The following is a 17103-nucleotide window of genomic DNA, read 5'->3' as shown; positions in this document are numbered from 1 at the left end:
GCGACCCGGGCCGCCTGGCCGTGCCACACCCGCACGCGCCGAGCCGAGGAGAGCCCCCGGAGGGGCACCGCCCCACCCGCAACCACCGCCCCACCCGGGCACCACCGCCGCACAACCCAGCCCCGCCGGCGCTTGAGGCGCAGCCACCGGCCCGCACCCGGACACCACGTGCACCGCCCGGCCAGGGCAACCGCACCACGGCCGCACAACCCAGCCCCGCCGGCGCTTGAGGCGCGGCCACCGGCCCGCAGACGGGAAACGACAGCGGCCCGCCCCCCCCCCGGAGGGGAAGGGCGGGCCGCTGCGGGCGGGTCAGGCCTTGCGGAGGCGGAACGTCAGGGACAGGGAGTCGTCCGTGAAGGGGTCGCCGTAGGCGGGGTCGGCCTCGCCGGAGGCGAAGTCCGTGGCGAGCACCTCGTCCGCGATGAGGCCCGCGTGGTCCGTCAGGGCCGTCACGACCTCCGGGTCCGCGGAGGACCACCGCAGCGCGATCCGGTCCGCCACGTCGAGGCCGGAGTTCTTCCGGGCCTCCTGGATCAGCCGGATCGCGTCACGGGCCAGGCCCGCCAGCCGCAGCTCCGGCGTGATCTCCAGGTCCAGGGCCACCGTCGCGCCCGAGTCGGAGGCCACCGACCAGCCCTCGCGCGGGGTCTCGGTGATGATGACCTCCTCCGGGGTGAGGACGACCTCCTCGCCGTTCACCGAGATCGTCGCCCCGCCCGAGCGAAGGGCCAGCGACAGCGCCGCCGCGTCGGCCGCGGCCACCGCCTTCGCCACGTCCTGGACGCCCTTGCCGAAGCGCTTGCCCAGCGCGCGGAAGTTCGCCTTCGCCGTGGTGTCCACCAGGGACCCGCCGACTTCCGAGAGGGAGGCCAGGGAGGAGACGTTCAGCTCCTCCGTGATCTGGGCCTGCAGCTCCGCCGACAGCGCGTCGAAGCCCACCGCGCCGACCAGCGCCCGCGACAGCGGCTGGCGGGTCTTCACGCCCGATTCCGCGCGGGTCGCGCGACCGAGCTCCACGAGGCGGCGTACGAGCTGCATCTGCTGCGACAGGGCGGGGTCGATCGCTGCCGTGTCCGCGACCGGCCAGGTCGAGAGGTGGACCGACTCGGGGGCCTCCGGCGTGACCGGGACCACCATGTCCTGCCAGACCCGCTCCGTGATGAACGGGGTCAGCGGGGCCAGCAGACGCGTGACCGTCTCGACCACGTCGTGCAGGGTGCGCAGCGCGGCCGCGTCGCCCTGCCAGAAGCGGCGGCGCGAACGGCGGACGTACCAGTTGGAGAGGTCGTCGACGAACGCCGACAGCAGCTTGCCGGCGCGCTGGGTGTCGTACGCCTCCATCGCCTCGGTGACCCCCGCGACGAGGGCGTGCAGCTCGGAGAGCAGCCACCGGTCGAGGACCGTGCGGTCCGCCGGGGCCGGGTCGGCCGCCGAGGGCGCCCAGTTCGACGTACGGGCGTACAGCGCCTGGAAGGCGACCGTGTTCCAGTACGTGAGGAGAGTCTTGCGGACGACCTCCTGGATCGTGCCGTGGCCCACGCGGCGGGCCGCCCACGGGGAGCCGCCGGCCGCCATGAACCAGCGGACCGCGTCGGCGCCGTGCTGGTCCATGAGCGGGATCGGCTGGAGGATGTTGCCCAGGTGCTTGGACATCTTGCGGCCGTCCTCGGCGAGGATGTGGCCCAGGCAGACCACGTTCTCGTAGGACGACTTGTCGAAGACGAGGGTGCCGACCGCCATCAGCGTGTAGAACCAGCCGCGGGTCTGGTCGATGGCCTCCGAGATGAACTGCGCCGGGTAGCGCTTCTCGAAGATCTCCTTGTTCTTGTACGGGTAGCCCCACTGCGCGAACGGCATCGAGCCCGAGTCGTACCAGGCGTCGATGACCTCCGGCACGCGGACCGCTTCGAGGGAGCAGCCCTCGGCGGTGCAGGTGAAGGTCACGTCGTCGATGTACGGGCGGTGCGGGTCCAGGTTCGCGTGGTCCTGGCCGGACAGCTCGGAGAGCTCGGCGCGGGAGCCGACGCAGGTGAGGTGGTTCTCCTCACAGCGCCAGATCGGCAGCGGGGTGCCCCAGTAGCGGTTGCGGGAGAGCGCCCAGTCGATGTTGTTGTTCAGCCAGTCGCCGAAGCGGCCCTGCTTGACGGAGTCCGGGAACCAGTTGGTCTTCTCGTTCTCCCGCAGCATCGCGTCCTTGACGGCGGTGGTGCGGATGTACCAGGACGGCTGCGCGTAGTAGAGCAGGGCCGTGTGGCAGCGCCAGCAGTGCGGGTAGCTGTGCTCGTAGGCGATGTGCTTGAAGAGCCGGCCGCGCGCGTCGAGGTCGGCGGTCAGCTTCTCGTCGGCCTTCTTGAAGAAGACGCCGCCCACCAGGGGGACCTCCTCCTCGAAGGTGCCGTCGGGGCGGACCGGGTTCACGACGGGCAGACCGTACGAGCGGCAGACCGCGAGGTCGTCGGCGCCGAAGGCGGGGGACTGGTGGACCAGACCGGTGCCGTCCTCGGTCGTGACGTACTCGGCGTTCACGACGTAGTGGGCGGGCTCGGGGAACTCGACGAGGTCGAAGGGGCGCTCGTAGGTCCAGCGCTCCATCTCCTTGCCGGTGAAGGACTGGCCGGTGGCCTCCCAGCCCTCGCCGAGGGCCTTCTCCAGCAGCGGCTGGGCGACGACCAGCTTCTCGGTTCCGTTCGTGGCGACGACGTAGGTGACCTCGGGGTGGGCGGCGACCGCCGTGTTGGACACCAGGGTCCACGGGGTGGTCGTCCAGACCAGCAGGGCCGCCTCGCCGGCCAGCGGGCCGGAGGTCAGCGGGAAGCGGACGTAGACGGAGGGGTCGACGACCGTCTCGTAGCCCTGGGCCAGCTCGTGGTCGGACAGGCCGGTGCCGCAGCGGGGGCACCAGGGCGCGACGCGGTGGTCCTGGGTGAGGAGGCCCTTGTTGAAGATCTCCTTCAGCGACCACCACACGGACTCGACGTACTCGGGGTCCATCGTCCGGTAGGCGTCGTCCAGGTCGACCCAGTAGCCCATGCGGGTCGTGAGCTCGGCGAACGCGTCGGTGTGGCGGGTCACGGACTCGCGGCACTTGGCGTTGAACTCGGCGATGCCGTACGCCTCGATGTCCTGCTTGCCGTTGAAGCCCAGCTCCTTCTCGACGGCGAGCTCGACGGGCAGGCCGTGGCAGTCCCAGCCGGCCTTGCGGGCCACGTGGTAGCCGCGCATCGTGCGGAAGCGGGGGAAGACGTCCTTGAAGACGCGGGCCTCGATGTGGTGCGCGCCGGGCATGCCGTTCGCGGTGGGCGGGCCCTCGTAGAAGACCCACTCGGGGCGTCCCTCGGACTGCTCCAGGGTCTTGGCGAAGGTCTTGCTCTCGCGCCAGAAGTCGAGGACCGCGTGCTCGAGGGCAGGCAGGTCGACCTGGGCGGGTACCGGGCGGTACTGCGGCGGTGTGGTCATGAGGCTGAACTCTTCCTCCGGCGGGGTGTCACTTCCGTCCGGAGGGACGAGAGCCGACTGCTGCTCCCGCGGTACCACCCTCCTTGGCCGCCGGACGGATCCGGTGGCCCCCTCATTGGGGTGCGAAGCCGGTTCTACTCCCCGCGGGGGGACCCGCGGCTTTCTTCCGGCGGCTCAGGGGTGATCCTTCACGTCGCGCTCGCCCCCGGGCTCTCACCGTCCCCGGGTCGCTCCTGGCTGCGTCCGACGCTACTCGTCCCCGTCCATGCCTTTCGCTGGGCCCAGTGTACGGGTGCGGGGAGCGCTCGGCAGACCGGTTTACGGGGGCCCGTGCGGGGCCCGTGGGCACGGCGTGGCGGGGGGGCGGCCGGGGGGATCGGGGCGGGGGCCGGGCAGGGCCGGGAGTGACCCGGACGGGCCATCGCGCCACCTCGGCGTCCAGTGGGGTGCGAGGGGCGGATTACCAGGCCTCCGGCTGGGCACAACGGATGCAGGTTGACCTCGACGGATGCGTGCCCCGTTGCCGCGGGGGCGGAGCCGATTTATCGTTCCGGCACGATTCGCGAGCAATATCACAGTATGTGAAGGGGCCGCGGCCATGGTGGCGAAGAAGACAGCGGTCTCCGGGGACCCGGCTCCCGCCGAGAAGGCGACGGCGGCCCGTCAGACGGCCGCCAAGAAGGCTCCGACGAAGAAGGCATCGGCGAAGAAGGCGGCCGCGGCCGGGAAGAAGACGACCGCAGTCAGGAAGACGACCGCCGTCGAGAAGCGGACGGTCACGGCCAAGAAGGCCGCGGCCGAGGGGGCGGCGCACGCCGCGGAGAAGACGGGAGTCCCGAACGTGGTTGCCAAGAAGAGCACCGGTGCGGCGCGGAAGACGGCCGCGGCCGCCACCAGCGGGCTGCCCAAGACCGGGGTCACGGCGTCGGCCGCCGCCCCCGGTGAGCTCGCCGTACGGCCCGGGGAGGACCCCTGGACGTCGAAGGAGGTCGAGGAGGCCCGGGCGGAGCTGGCGTCGGAGGTACTGCGGCTGCGCGCCGAGCTGGACGCCTCCGAGGTGGCCATCTCGGGCCTCATGCGGGACTCGGGCGACGGAGCCGGCGACGACCAGGCCGACACGGGCACCAAGAACATCACGCGGGAGTCGGAGCTGGCGCTCGCGGCCAACGCCAGCTCGATGCTGGAGCAGACCGAGCGGGCCCTGGAACGGCTGGAGGCGGGCACGTACGGGCTCTGCGAGAACTGCGGGCAGCCCATCGGCAAGGCCAGGATGCAGGCCTTCCCCCGGGCCACGCTGTGCGTCGACTGCAAGCAGAAGCAGGAGCGCCGCCACTAGGCGGCTCCCGGGTGGCGCGCCGGGGCGTGACGGGAAAGGCAGGAGGCGGGGCGGGCGGTGTGCGGGGGCCCTGACGTACCCTCGTCTGGTCAGGGTCCAGGAGGAGCCTGGGTCGGCTAGTTCGAGGGACTCACGTGGCAGAGGCGGAGCGCATCATCGGTACGCCGGAGGTCGGGGACGACGCCCAGCCGGAGTCGGCCGCGCCCAAGGGGCGTCGGCGGATCGCGGCACTGCTCGTCGTGGCGGTGCTCGCCTACCTGCTGGACCTCGGCACCAAGATGCTGGTCGTGGCGAAGCTGGAGCACCAGCCGCCGATCGAGATCATCGGTGACCTGCTGAAGTTCGAGGCGGTCCGCAACCCGGGTGCCGCGTTCGGGTTCGGCGAAGCCTTCACCATCATCTTCACCGGCATCGCAGCGGCGGTGATCGTGGTGATCGTGCGGCTGGCCCGCAAGCTCTACAGCCTGCCGTGGGCGATCGCCCTGGGTCTGCTGCTGGGCGGTGCGCTGGGCAACCTGACGGACCGGATCTTCCGCTCGCCGGGCGTGTTCCGCGGGGCCGTCGTCGACTTCATCGCGCCCGCGCACTTCGCCGTCTTCAACATCGCCGACTCGGCGATCGTGTGCGGCGGCATCCTCATCGTGCTGCTGTCCTTCAAGGGCCTGGACCCGGACGGCACCGTCCACAAGGACTGATCGAAGCACTGATCGCGGAACTGCTCGTCCGCGCCGTCCTGCATACTCGACGGGTGAGTACGATTCCCGAGATCCGCACCCTGCCCGTTCCCGATGGCCTCGAAGGCGAGCGCGTCGACGCCGCCATCGCCCGTATGTTCGGTTTTTCCCGGACGAAGGCGGCCGAGCTCGCGGCCGAGGGGAAGGTGTCGGTCGACGGCAGCGTCGTCGGGAAGTCCGAGCGCGTGCACGGCGGTGCCTGGCTCGAGGTCGAGATGCCCGCGCCCCCGCGCCCGGTCGAGGTCGTCGCCGAGCCGGTCCCGGGCATGGAGATCGTCCATGACGACGACGACATCGTCGTCATCATGAAGCCGGTGGGCGTCGCCGCCCACCCGAGCCCCGGCTGGACCGGCACCACCGTCATCGGCGGTCTCGCCGCCGCGGGCTACCGCATCTCCACTTCCGGCGCGTCCGAGCGCCAGGGCATCGTGCACCGCCTCGACGTCGGTACGTCCGGCCTGATGGCCGTCGCCAAGTCGGAGCGCGCCTACACCTCGCTGAAGAACCAGTTCCGCGAGCGGGTCGTGGACAAGCGCTACCACGCGCTCGTGCAGGGCCACCCCGACCCGATGAGCGGCACCATCGACGCCCCGATCGGCCGCCACCCCAGCGCGGACTACAAGTGGGCGGTGACCCAGGACGGCAAGGCCTCCGTCACCCACTACGACCTGATCGAGGCCTTCCGCGCCGCCTCGCTGCTGGACATCAAGCTGGAGACGGGGCGTACGCACCAGATCCGCGTGCACATGTCCGCGCACCGCCACCCGTGCGTCGGCGACCTGACCTACGGTGCCGACCCGACCGTCGCGAAGCGGCTCGGGCTCACCCGCCAGTGGCTGCACGCGGTCCGGCTGGGCTTCGAGCACCCCGCGGACGGGCAGTGGGTGGAGTTCGAGAGCACCTACCCGGCGGACCTCCAGCACGCGCTCGACGTGATCCGGGCGGAGAGCGAGTAACGGCTCCCGCCCGCCGGGCCCCGACACGCGGCCCCGGCCCCGACCGCCGCTGCCGGGCCCGGCGGGCTGGCAGGGTGGGGGAGTGGATCAGCTTGCTCTGCTGTTCGTGCTCCTCCTCGGGGCCGTGGTCATGGTGCCGCTCGGGGACCGGCTGGGACTGCCCGCGCCCGTCCTGATGACCCTCGGCGGGGTGGTCCTCGCCCTGGTGCCGGCGGTGCCCGAGGTCGACGTCCCGCCCGAGTTCATCCTGCCGCTGGTGCTGCCGCCGCTGCTGTACGCCTCCGTGCAGCGGACCTCGTGGCGGCAGTTCGCCGCCAACGTGCGGCCGATCCTGCTGCTGGCCGTGGCCCTGGTGTTCGTCACGACCGCCGCCGTGGCCGCCGTCGCCTACTCCGTGGTGCCCACGCTGCCGATCGCCGCGGCCGTCGCGCTCGGCGCGCTCGTGGCGCCGCCCGACCCGGTCGCCGCCACGGCGGTCGCCGGCTCGCTCGGGCTGCCCCGCCGCATGGTGTCGATCCTGGAGGGCGAGGGTCTCTTCAACGACGTGACGGCGATCGTGCTCTACCACGTGGCGATCGCCGCGGCCGTGAGCGGCAGTTTCTCCTGGCCCGACGCGCTCGGGGAGTTCGTGCTGTCCGCCGTCGTCGCCGTGATCGTCGGCCTGGCCCTCGGCTGGACCACCCACCGGCTGATGGGCCGGCTCGGTGACGCCACCCTCCAGATCGGGCTGACGCTGCTCGTGCCCTTCGTGTCGTACGTCGTCGCCGAGGAGCTCCACGGGTCCGGGGTGCTGGCCGTGCTGACGACGGCCCTCTTCCTCGCCGAGTACGCCTCCGACGCCGACGACGTGCTGGGCCGGCTGGCCGGGCACACCTTCTGGGAGGTCGTGGACACGCTGGTCACCGGCGTGGCCTTCGGGCTGATCGGGCTGGAGCTCCACAACGTCTTCGGGACGGCGCAGGACCGGATGTGGGAGATGGCCGGCTGGGCGGCGGTCGTCGTCGCGGTCGTGGTCGGCGTTCGGCTGCTGTGGCTGCTGCCGGCCGGGTGGCTCGCGAAGAAGCTGCACCAGCGGCGCGACTACGACGAGGAGATCCCGATGAGCTGGCGGGAGAGCGTGGTGATGTGGTGGGCCGGGATGCGCGGGGTGGCCTCGGTGGCCCTGGCCCTGGCCATTCCCCTCAGGACGGACTCCGGCCAGCCCTTCCCGGCACGGGACGAGATCATCTTCATCGCCTTCGCGGTGATCATGGTGACCCTGGTGTGCCAGGGGCTGACCCTGCCGTGGCTGGTGCGGCGCCTCGGCGTGGAGGAGGACACCGACGCGCGGCGGGACGCCGAACGCAGGCTGGCCGTCCGCGCCGCCAAGGCGGCCAAGCGCCGGCTGAAGGAGATCGAGGAGGTCGAGGACCTGCCGGAGGACCTGATCGAGCAGCTGACCCGGCGCGCCTACGACGTGGGGGCCAGGATCAGCCCGGACATGGTGGACGAGGAACGGCGCGAGGCGTACGCGAAGCGGGTCCAGCGGCTCCACGACGTCCAGCGGATCCAGCGGGAGATGATGTCGGCCGCCCGCCACGAGGTGCTGGCCGCCCGCAGCGAACCCGGCTCCGACCCGGAGGTCGTCGACCGGGTACTGCGCCACCTGGACGTACGCAGCCTGCGCGCACCCTAGGCGGGACCCCCCGGGCGGCCTCCGGTCACCAGGCGTTCCAGGCCCCGGAGGAAGCGGACGTACGGGGACCAGCGGGCCCGGCGGGCCACCGTGCCCGTGCAGGCCAGTTCGGCGCGGTCCAGACAGTCCTCCAGTACGGCGTCGTGCATCGGGCGGTAGGCCAGCGGCCAGGTGACGCGGCTGACGCCGCTGAGGGTCATCGCCAGGGTGTGCCGCAGCACGGTCCGCTCCGCGTCGACGGGCAGCGCGGTGAACTCGTGGAAGCCGTGGAACCCGCGGGGCCCGGTGAAGGCGAAGCGCACCCAGGTCCCCGGCACGTAGGCGGCCACCGTGTAGCGCACCGGGCCGTGGCCGCCCACCGCCCCGACGGCCAGGGGGCGGTCGAACTCCATCTCCTCCCACAGGCGGTGCGGCCAGAGCCGGTCGCCCTCCCCGCCGGACAGCGTGTCGACGAGTGCGCCGACCTCGTCCGGTCCGGCCGTCAGCAGGCGTTCGTGCACGTTGAAGACGCCCATCGGTCCTCCCCTTCGCGTTATTAGAGATGGGTCTCTAATAATCTGGAGGGTACTCTCTGATTCATGGCGAGACCACCCCGCTTCGACACCGACCGGATCCTCGACGCCGCCGTACGGCTGGCCGCCTCGGCCGGACCGGGAGGTGTGACCATGTCCGCCGTCGCCCAGGCGGTCGGCGCGCCGAGCGGCTCCATGTACCACCGCTTCGCCGGACGCACCGCTCTGCTCGCCGAGGTGTGGTTGCGGACGGTCGAGCGGTTCCAGGAGGGCTATCTCGCCGGCCTCCACGGCGAGGCCGACCCGCACGCGGCGGCCCGTACGGCCGCCCGCCACGTCGTCGCATGGAGCCGCGCCCAGCCCGAGGAGGCCGCGCTCCTCCTCTACGGTGCGGCGGAGTTCGGCCGCGCCGACTGGTCCGAGGAGCACATCCGACGGGCCGATTCCGGCAACGAGCGCGTGTTCGCCGCCATCGGCGGCCTCGCCGAGGCCCTGGGGTTCGCCGACGCCCAGGGCCTGGACCGGACCGTCCTGGCCCTGATCGACCTGCCGCTCTCGGTCGTCCGCCGGCCCCTGCGAGGCGGCGAGCCGCTGCCGCCGCACGCCGAGGACCTCGCCGAGGAGTGCGCGGCCGCGCTGCTCGCCGCCCCCTGAAAGGTGTCCCGCCGGTCATGCCGGGCTCGCGACGCCGGCCTCATCGACAGGACCCCCCTCATCCTGCGGCGCGTCCGGGGCCGGGGCCGGGGCCGCCGGGGCCGTGATGATGCGGGGCAGCGCGTGGGGGTGGTGGGTGGCCAGCCAGGTGATCAGCTGCTCGCGGACCGCGCAGCGCAGTGTCCAGAGGTCGTCGGCGTCCTTGGCCGTGACCACCCCGCGGACCTGGATGGTGTGCGGTGTGGTATCCGTCACGGCCAGGCCGCCGCCGCGGCCGTCCCACTCGGGCAGTTCCGCGAGGATCTGCCGGAACCGTTCCCGCATCAGCCCCAGGGGTGCGCTGTGGTCCAGGTGCCAGAAGACCGTGCCGGTCATCTGCGCACCGCCGCGCGACCAGTTCTCGTACGGCTTGCTCGTGAAATACGACACAGGCATCGTGATGCGGCGCTCGTCCCAGGTGCGGACGGTCAGGAAGGTCAGGGTGATCTCCTCGACCCGGCCCCACTCCTTGTCGACGACGACCGTGTCGCCGATGCGGACGGTGTCGCCGAAGGCGATCTGGAGGCCGGCGAAGAGGTTGCTCAGCGAGGACTGGGCCGCGATGCCCGCCACGATGCCGAGGACGCCCGCGGAGGCCAGCATCGAGGCGCCGACCGCGCGCATCGGGGGGAAGGTCAGCAGCACCGCCGCCACGGCGACCACGACCACCACCGCCGTGACCACCCGGTGGATCAGCGTGACCTGGGTGCGCACCCGGCGGACCCGGGCCTCGTCCTGGGTCACCGCGGCGTAGCGTGCGTACGTGGAGTCCACGGCGGCGTTCGCGATGCGCACCGCCAGCCAGGCCGCCGAGGCGATCAGCACCACGGTGAGGAAGCGGCCGACGCCGACGGGATGGTCGGGGAGGATGCCCGCCCGGAGGTAGGAGGCTCTGAGCAGGCAGGTGCACAGCACCACCTGGAACGGGAGCCGGCAGCGGCGCAGCAGTCCCCAGAGCGGGGTCTCGGGGTGCCGGACGTCGGCCCGCCGCAGCAGCAGGTCGAGCAGCCATCCCGCGGCCAGGGTGGCGACCAGCGCGCCGCCGATGACCGTCGCGGGGCGCAGGTAGGTCTCGGTCTCCATGGGGATGAACGTAGCGGGAAGCCGTGGCGCACCACTGCCTGCGTCGGCTGGCACGATGGAGGCATGAACATCATGCTCTTCCATTCGACGTACGGGCTGCGGCCCGCGGTGCAGGCGGCGGCCGACCGGCTGCGCGCGGCCGGTCACCAGGTCCAGGTGCCGGACCTCTTCGAGGGGCGCACCTTCGAGACCGTCGAGGAGGGCATGGCCCACCAGGACGAGATCGGCCGTGACGAGTTGCTGAAGCGGGCGGTGCTGGCCTCCGCCCCGCACTCCGACGAGGGCCTGGTCTACGCGGGCTTCTCCTTCGGCGGTTCCCTCGCCCAGCACCTGGCGCTGGCCGACGAGAAGGCGCGCGGGCTGCTCCTGCTGCACGGGACGGCGGACCTGGAGGACGGCGCCTCGGTGGACGGGCTCCCGGTGCAGCTGCACATCGCGGACCCCGACCCCTTCGAGCCGCACGACTGGCTGACGGCCTGGTACCTGCGGATGCAGCGGGCCGGCGCGGACGTCGAGGTCCACAGCTACCCGGGCGCCGGGCACCTGTTCACCGACCCGGACCTCGACGACTACGACGCCGAGGCTGCGGAGCAGACGTGGACGGCCGCGATCGGCTTCCTCGACAGCCTTTAGCGGCACGGGACATGCGCAAGGGCCCGGTCCGGCGGATGCCGGGCCGGGCCCTCGTCGTCGCTGGGGTCAGCCCGCCCGGTAGGCGGTCCAGCTGCTGCTCATGCGGGCCACCTGGCCGGCGGTGAACTGGTACATGCAGGAGTCGTACGTGTAGTCCATGAAGTTGCGGATCGGGTCCGCGCCGGGCTTGCTGGCGCAGCTGTCGCGCCCGGTCGGGCACTCGTACGCGGCGCTCTTCTCGGCCGGGGTGTCGGAGACGTAGTCGCCGTTCCCGTTACAGCCGCCCTGGAAGGTGTGGTACAGCCCGAGCCAGTGGCCGACCTCGTGGGTCGCGGTGTCGCCCTCGTTGTAGTTGGCGGAGGAGCCGCCGGGCAGCGAGCTGTCGAGCACGACCACGCCGTCCATCTTGGGGCTGGAGGCGTAGGAGGTCGGGAAGGTCGCCCAGCCCAGCAGGCCGCCGGAGAGCTTGGCGGTGTAGAAGTTGAGCGCGCCCGGGCCGCCCTGGCGCAGGGTGTTCTTCATGTCCTTCTCGGCCTGGGAGCCGGAGGCCAGGTTGTACCAGGACGCGTTGTCCGTGTAGTCGGTCGACGCCAGGGTGAACTGGAAGTTCGTGTTGACGTTGCCGGTGCCCTGGCCGCCGTAGGCCGCGTTGAGGACCGCGAGCTGCTTGCTGACGTCCGTGGACGTGAGCTTGCCGGTGGTGCCCGAGTGGATGACGTGGAAGTACACCGGGATGTTCACGACGGCCTCGGCGGCGGCGAGGCTGCGCTGCGGCTGGTTCTTGAGGGCCTTGTCCAGCTTCGACTTGAGGTCGGCGTCCATGGCCTTCGCCTGCGCGTCGGTGAGCTCGTTCGGCTCGTCGGCGTGCTCGTCGTGGGCGCGGGTCACGCGGGCGTTGGCGGGCGCGGCGGCCTCGTCGGCGCACACCTCGGCGGGGGTCTTGGCGGCCGCGAGCGTGGTGGGGGCCGCAAGCGGGGTGAAGGCCAGGGTTCCGGCCAGGACCGCCGTGCCCATCAGGCGGCGGCGGAGAAGGGGGGATATGCGGGCGTTCGCGCGCACGTGTGCTCCTCGCGGGTGGGGGGTGGTGGGGGGTGGTGGCCTGAAGGATCTTCTTCAGCTGGCGCGAAGCTTATGTGTGCATGACATATTCAGGTCAAGTGTCTTACGTAAAAGATTTGTTGCTTCGAACGCACAAGGGGCGTCTGGTATGTACCAGACGCCCCTTGTGGCAGAAGAATTGACGGTCTATCAGGTGGATCAGCGAACGGGCTGGTAGGAGCGCTCCACCTTCTGGGTCCCGTTCAGGGTCCGGTAGGAACGGGACCATTCGGATGTGGCGCCCGGTCGGCGCTTGTCGGATATGACGTAGTAGTCCATCTGCGAGCGCTCCGGCGTCACGTCCAGCACGCCGTAGCCGTGCGCGTCCATGTCGAGCCACTTCACGTGCCAGTTGGCGGCCTTGATGGCCGACTCGGCCACCAGCGAGACCGTGTCCGGCAGCACGTGCAGGAGGTCGTCGAGGTTGTCGGAGGTCACCGACGTGACGACGAACTCCGTCGCCGCCGTGCCCGAGCCCGGGTAGGTGGCCATGTTCACCGGGACCTCGTTCGCCCAGGCCATGTGGATGTCGCCGGTCAGGAAGACCGTGTTCTTGACGTTGCGTTCCTTCAGGTGGCCCAGCAGTTCCTTGCGGTCGTCCGTGTACCCGTCCCACTGGTCCACGTTGATCGCGATGCCGCCCTCGGGCAGACCGAGCAGCTTGGCGAGCGGCCCCAGCAGGTGCGCGGGCAGCGAGCCGAAGGCCACCGGCGAGATCATCACCGAGGTGCCGACCAGCTTCCAGGTCGCGTTCGAGCCGGCCAGGCCCGACTTGAGCCAGTCCAGCTGGGCGCGCCCGGTGATGGTGCGCTCCGGGTCGTCCACGGTGCCGCTGCCCACCTTGGTCTGCTGCGAGCGGAAGGAGCGCAGGTCCAGCAGGTGGAGGTCGGCGAGCGTACCGAAGCGCAGCCTGCGGTAGACGGTGCCCGCGGTGGAGGTCCGTACCGGCATCCACTCGAAGTAGGCCTGCTTGGCCGCCTCGGCGCGGGCGGCCCAGTCGCCCTCGGCGCCCGGGGTGTGGTTCTCGGCGCCCCCGGCCCACATGTCGTTCGCGAACTCGTGGTCGTCCCAGATGGCGATGACCGGGTGGGCGTGGTGCAGGGCCTGGAGGTCCGCGTCCGTCTTGTACTTGCCGTGCCGGGTGCGGTAATCGGCCAGCGAGACGATCTCGTGCTTCGGCTCGTGCTGGCGCACGGTGTACTTCGCCTCCGGGTAGCCCCCGGACTGGTACTCGTAGATGTAGTCGCCCAGGTGCAGGACCGCGTGCAGGTCCGTACGGGCGGCCAGGTGGCGGTAGGCCGAGAAGTAGCCGGACTCCCAGTTGGCGCAGGAGACCACGCCGAACCGGACGCCCGGGGTCGTCACGTCGTGGCCCGGGGTGGTCAGGGTGCGCCCGACGGGGGAGACGGCCGAGCCGGCGGTGAACCGGTACCAGTACGGCGTCTGGGGCCGCAGCCCCCGCACGTCCACCTTGACCGTGTGGTCGGCGGTCGCGCTCGCCGTGACGGTTCCCCCGGCGACGATGCGGGAGAAGGCCTGGTCGGCGGCCACCTCCCAGGACACCTGGACGGCCGGGCCGATCCCGGAGCCGGGGACGGCCTCGGGGGTGGGGGTGACACGGGTCCACAGCAGGACGCCGTCGGGCAGCGGGTCGCCTGAGGCGACGCCGTGCAGGAAGGCGGGCGCGGTGCCCGCGGCGTGGGCGGTTCCGGCGCCCAAGGTGGCGAGGGGGGCCAGTGTGGCCGTGGCCGCCGCTGCGAGGACGACCGTACGGCGGCGGGGATTTGCCGCGGCCGCGAGAGGGGTGAGATGACTGGTCACGGATGATCATATTACCGACGGGTACACCCCTGGGAACAGACGTCGGAACGCAACGGGCGGGCGAACTCTGGGAGTTCGCCCGCCCGTCGGTGCGGCCGGTCCGGGGGCCTGTGCCCCGGAATGCCCGTTGTCAGCCCTGCAGGGCCTTGTCGATCGCGGCCGTGAACGCCTCCGCCGTCTGCGGGGTGTCGATCTTCTTGCCGTCCATCTTCAGCGTCGGCGTACCCTTCACGCCCGACTTGTCGAAGACCTTCGACATCTCCAGCGCCCACCGGTCGTACGTGCCGTCCTCGACGGCCTTCTTGAACTCGGCGTTGCCCTTGAGCGCCGGAACGGTGTCCGCGACCTTCAGCAGGTAGTCGTCCTTGGCGAAGCTGTCGACGGTCTCCTCGGGGTGCTGCTCCTTGGAGTACAGCGCCCCCTTGAACTCCAGGAAGGCCTCCGGGCTGACGTTCAGCGCCGCGCCCAGCGCGCTCAGCGCGTTCTTCGAGCCCTCGCCCTTGACCGCGTTGTCGATGAAGGTCGCCCCGACGTACTGGAGCTTGTACTTGCCCGCGTCGACGTCCTTCTTGATCTGCTCGCCGGCCGCCTGCTCGAAGGAGGCGCACGCCGGGCAGCGCGAGTCCTCGTACAGCTCCAGGGTCTTCTTCGCGTCGGCCTTGCCGACCACGACCGTGGTGCCGTCCTCGCCGGTGGTGTTCTTCGGCTTGACCAGCTCGGCCTTGGCGGCCTTCTCCCAGTGGTCGGGCTCGTTGGCCTTCATGACCCCGTAGGCGATACCGCCGGCGAGGCCCAGTGCGGCGACCACACCGACGCCGACTATGACCTGCCGGCGGATCCGGTCCTTCTTGGCCTGCGCCTCGCGCTCGGCACGCAGCCGCTCGCGGGCCGCCGCCTTGTTCGCCTGGCTGTTGCGTGAACTCATCATGATCTCCGTGGTGTGTGACGTGGGAAACGGACTGCCGTACGTGCGTCAGGCGCGCGCGAGCGCACCGAGCACGGGGGGTCCCCGCCGTCCCACGGAGTGTGCCGGGAAGCGCGTACGGGCCGCGGCGCCCGCCAGGGCCCGCCGCAGCACCCGCCGTGCCGGTCCGCAGGCCACCGCCACCGCGGCCGCCGCCATCCGCAGCGGCCGGAACGCGAAGGCCGCCACCGCCCGCAGCAGCCGGCCCAGCGCCCGTTCGCCGTGGCGCAGCCAGGCGGCCGCGAGCAGCCCCACCGAGACGTGCGCGCCGAGCAGCAGCCACGGCGTGTACGGACCGGGCGAGGCCAGCAGCGCGGCCGCGTCGGCGGCGGGCCCGGTCACCTCGGTCAGTGGCCCGCCCACCGGCGCGCCCCCGCACAGCTCCTCCAGGCCCATGGCGCGCAGCGGACCCGAGACGGGTCCGCCGGCCGGGCCGTAGCACAGGTGCTGGCCGGCGGTGAACACGGTGTCGGCCGCCAGCTCCAGCGGCACGAGCAGCCCCGCTATGGGGCCGAAGCCCCGCTCGCGGCCCGCGAGCGCGTAGGCGATCACGAACACGCCCGCGAAGGCCCCGGCCACCAGCGTGGGCGGCAGCGGGACCCGGGACATCAGGACGTGCGAGCCGGACGAGAGCAGCACGACGACAGCGCTGAACAGCGCGGCCCGCAGCCCTCTGAGTCCCGTCCCGGAAAAGTCCATCCTCGCGAGTGTGCCACGTGTTCCTGTGGGGACCGGTTCAGGGGGTGAGACGCCCGTTGCGGAACAGGTCCACGAAGATCTGGTGGTCGGCGCGCGCCCGTGCCCCGTACGCGTGCGCGAAGTCCACCAGCAGCTCCGCGAAACCCTCCTCGTCCGCCGCGATCGCCGCGTCGATGGCCCGCTCGGTGGAGAACGGCACCAGGGACTGCCCGCTCTCCGCCTCGTCCGCCGACGCGTGCATGGTCGCCGTGGCCCGGCCGAGGTCCGCGACCACCGCCGCGATCTCCTCCGGGTCGTCCAGGTCCGACCAGTCCAGGTCCACCGCGTACGGGGACACCTCCGCCACCAGCTGCCCGGCGCCGTCCAGCTCCGTCCAGCCCAGCCACGGGTCGGCGTGCGCCTGGAGCGCCCGCTGCGAGATCACCGTGCGGTGCCCCTCGTGCCGGAAGTACTCCCGCACGGCCCGGTCCGTGATGTGCCGGGAGACCGCCGGGGTCTGCGCCTGCTTGAGGTAGATCACGACGTCGTTCTCCAGGGCGTCGCTGTGCCCCTCCAGCAGGATGTTGTAGGAGGGCAGGCCCGCCGAGCCGATGCCGACGCCCCGGCGGCCGACGACGTCCTTGACCCGGTAGGAGTCGGGGCGCACCAGGGACTCGTCGGGAAGCGTCTCCAGATACCCGTCGAAGGCCGCCAGCACCTTGTAGCGGGTCGCGGCGTCCAGCTCGATCGAGCCGCCGCCGGAGGCGAAGCGGCGCTCGTAGTCCCGTATCTCCGTCATCGAGTCCAGCAGGGAGAAGCGCGTGCGGGAGCGGGCCGAGCGCAGCGCGTCCAGCAGCGGGCCCTCGGCGGTGTCCAGGGTGAAGGAGGGGACCTCGTCCTTATGGGGTGCCGGGCCCCCGGCCGCCAGCCGGTGGATCCGCTCCCGGTAGGCCCCGGCGTAGATCCGCACCAGCTCGCTTATCTGGTCGTCGCTGAGCGCCTTGGTGTAGCCGATCAGCGCGACGGATGCGGCGAAGCGCTTGAGGTCCCAGGTGAAGGGGCCGACGTACGCCTCGTCGAAGTCGTTGACGTTGAAGATCAGCCGGCCGTTGGAGTCCATGTACGTGCCGAAGTTCTCGGCGTGGAGATCGCCGTGGATCCACACCCGGCCCGTCCGCTCGTCCAGGTACGGACCGCCGTGCCGGTCCCGCTCCAGATCGGAGTAGAACAGGCAGGCCGTACCGCGGTAGAAGGCGAAGGCCGAGGCCGCCATCTTGCGGAACTTGACCCGGAACGCAGCGGGGTCGGCGGCGAGCAGTTCACCGAATGCGGTGTCGAACACGTCGAGGATCTCCTCGGCGCGCTGCTCGTCGGTCGTCTCGGGGACCGCCATGGCGGGTTCCTCCTGGTGCACGGGGTGGTACGGGCTCTGCCGGACTGGACGTCGGACCGGTGCCCCTG

14 protein-coding genes are annotated in these 17103 nt (G+C 71.6%); 6 read left to right on the top strand and 8 right to left on the bottom strand.

Annotated features, from left to right (window positions below):
* Window positions 1–312 precede the first annotated feature (312 nt).
* Window positions 313–3459, bottom strand: a complete 3147-nt coding sequence (ileS, locus tag IH80_RS0131530) for an isoleucine--tRNA ligase (RefSeq protein ID WP_030965022.1) — start codon at window positions 3457–3459, stop codon at window positions 313–315.
* Between the two features lie 598 nt (window positions 3460–4057).
* Between ileS and IH80_RS0131525 the strand changes: the two genes are divergently transcribed.
* From IH80_RS0131525 to IH80_RS0131510, 4 genes are all read left to right on the top strand, one after another.
* Window positions 4058–4795: a TraR/DksA family transcriptional regulator gene (locus IH80_RS0131525; protein WP_030965021.1), complete on the top strand. Its 738-nt coding sequence runs from the start codon at window positions 4058–4060 to the stop codon at window positions 4793–4795.
* 134 nt (window positions 4796–4929) lie between these two features.
* Window positions 4930–5490 carry a signal peptidase II gene (gene lspA / locus IH80_RS0131520; protein ID WP_030965020.1) on the top strand — a complete coding sequence of 187 codons (561 nt, stop codon included), beginning with the start codon at window positions 4930–4932 and terminating at the stop codon, window positions 5488–5490.
* Window positions 5491–5543: 53 nt separating this feature from the next.
* Window positions 5544–6485 carry an RluA family pseudouridine synthase gene (locus IH80_RS0131515; protein WP_030665814.1) on the top strand — a complete coding sequence of 314 codons (942 nt, stop codon included), beginning with the start codon at window positions 5544–5546 and terminating at the stop codon, window positions 6483–6485.
* Window positions 6486–6567: 82 nt separating this feature from the next.
* Entirely contained in the window at window positions 6568–8160 is a 1593-nt protein-coding gene (locus IH80_RS0131510; RefSeq protein ID WP_030965019.1) for a Na+/H+ antiporter, read from the top strand.
* Here IH80_RS0131510 and IH80_RS0131505 read toward each other — a convergent pair.
* Entirely contained in the window at window positions 8157–8675 is a 519-nt protein-coding gene (locus tag IH80_RS0131505) for a hypothetical protein (protein ID WP_030965017.1), read from the bottom strand. The genes IH80_RS0131510 and IH80_RS0131505 overlap by 4 nt on opposite strands.
* Window positions 8676–8738: 63 nt before the next feature.
* Between IH80_RS0131505 and IH80_RS0131500 the strand changes: the two genes are divergently transcribed.
* Window positions 8739–9326 (top strand): TetR/AcrR family transcriptional regulator, encoded by a 588-nt coding sequence (locus IH80_RS0131500; RefSeq protein ID WP_030965016.1) that lies wholly within the window; start codon window positions 8739–8741, stop codon window positions 9324–9326.
* A gap of 15 nt (window positions 9327–9341) precedes the next feature.
* Here the strand turns inward: IH80_RS0131500 and IH80_RS0131495 are convergent, their stop codons facing one another.
* Window positions 9342–10448 (bottom strand): mechanosensitive ion channel family protein, encoded by a 1107-nt coding sequence (locus IH80_RS0131495; RefSeq protein ID WP_051810171.1) that lies wholly within the window; start codon window positions 10446–10448, stop codon window positions 9342–9344.
* A gap of 63 nt (window positions 10449–10511) precedes the next feature.
* Here IH80_RS0131495 and IH80_RS0131490 point away from each other — a divergent pair, with 63 nt between their 5' ends.
* On the top strand, window positions 10512–11081 hold the full coding sequence (locus IH80_RS0131490) for a dienelactone hydrolase family protein (protein ID WP_030965013.1): 570 nt from the start codon (window positions 10512–10514) through the stop codon (window positions 11079–11081).
* Between the two features lie 66 nt (window positions 11082–11147).
* Here the strand turns inward: IH80_RS0131490 and IH80_RS0131485 are convergent, their stop codons facing one another.
* The 5 genes from IH80_RS0131485 to IH80_RS0131465 all read right to left on the bottom strand — a co-directional run bounded on the left by IH80_RS0131485 (window position 11148) and on the right by IH80_RS0131465 (window position 17035).
* Window positions 11148–12095: a zinc metalloprotease gene (locus tag IH80_RS0131485; RefSeq protein WP_030965012.1), complete on the bottom strand. Its 948-nt coding sequence runs from the start codon at window positions 12093–12095 to the stop codon at window positions 11148–11150.
* 243 nt (window positions 12096–12338) lie between these two features.
* Complete coding sequence (locus tag IH80_RS0131480; protein ID WP_030965011.1) at window positions 12339–14000, bottom strand: alkaline phosphatase D family protein; 1662 nt, start codon at window positions 13998–14000, stop codon at window positions 12339–12341.
* A gap of 130 nt (window positions 14001–14130) precedes the next feature.
* Window positions 14131–14925: a DsbA family protein gene (locus IH80_RS0131475; protein WP_030965010.1), complete on the bottom strand. Its 795-nt coding sequence runs from the start codon at window positions 14923–14925 to the stop codon at window positions 14131–14133.
* 48 nt (window positions 14926–14973) lie between these two features.
* The gene (locus tag IH80_RS0131470; RefSeq protein WP_030965009.1) at window positions 14974–15663 is read right to left on the bottom strand and encodes a hypothetical protein; all 690 of its coding nucleotides are present in this window, start codon (window positions 15661–15663) and stop codon (window positions 14974–14976) included.
* A gap of 37 nt (window positions 15664–15700) precedes the next feature.
* Window positions 15701–17035, bottom strand: coding sequence for a DUF2252 domain-containing protein (locus IH80_RS0131465; RefSeq protein ID WP_030965007.1), 1335 nt, complete (start codon window positions 17033–17035; stop codon window positions 15701–15703).
* Window positions 17036–17103: the final 68 nt, after the last annotated feature.

Source organism: Streptomyces sp. NRRL S-378 (assembly GCF_000720645.1).
GTDB lineage: Bacteria > Actinomycetota > Actinomycetes > Streptomycetales > Streptomycetaceae > Streptomyces.
This window is presented reverse-complemented; position numbering and strand designations above follow the sequence as displayed.

What these genes read in the sequence shown, in the direction of transcription:
- ileS (WP_030965022.1), bottom strand. Translation starts at nt 3,459, where the DNA reads ATGACCACACCGCCGCAGTACCGCCCGGTACCCGCCCAGGTCGACCTG.
- IH80_RS0131525 (WP_030965021.1), top strand. Translation starts at nt 4,058, where the DNA reads ATGGTGGCGAAGAAGACAGCGGTCTCCGGGGACCCGGCTCCCGCCGAG.
- IH80_RS0131505 (WP_030965017.1), bottom strand. Translation starts at nt 8,675, where the DNA reads ATGGGCGTCTTCAACGTGCACGAACGCCTGCTGACGGCCGGACCGGAC.
- IH80_RS0131500 (WP_030965016.1), top strand. Translation starts at nt 8,739, where the DNA reads ATGGCGAGACCACCCCGCTTCGACACCGACCGGATCCTCGACGCCGCC.
- IH80_RS0131495 (WP_051810171.1), bottom strand. Translation starts at nt 10,448, where the DNA reads ATGGAGACCGAGACCTACCTGCGCCCCGCGACGGTCATCGGCGGCGCG.
- IH80_RS0131490 (WP_030965013.1), top strand. Translation starts at nt 10,512, where the DNA reads ATGAACATCATGCTCTTCCATTCGACGTACGGGCTGCGGCCCGCGGTG.
- IH80_RS0131485 (WP_030965012.1), bottom strand. Translation starts at nt 12,095, where the DNA reads ATGGGCACGGCGGTCCTGGCCGGAACCCTGGCCTTCACCCCGCTTGCG.
- IH80_RS0131475 (WP_030965010.1), bottom strand. Translation starts at nt 14,925, where the DNA reads ATGAGTTCACGCAACAGCCAGGCGAACAAGGCGGCGGCCCGCGAGCGG.
- IH80_RS0131470 (WP_030965009.1), bottom strand. Translation starts at nt 15,663, where the DNA reads ATGGACTTTTCCGGGACGGGACTCAGAGGGCTGCGGGCCGCGCTGTTC.
- IH80_RS0131465 (WP_030965007.1), bottom strand. Translation starts at nt 17,035, where the DNA reads ATGGCGGTCCCCGAGACGACCGACGAGCAGCGCGCCGAGGAGATCCTC.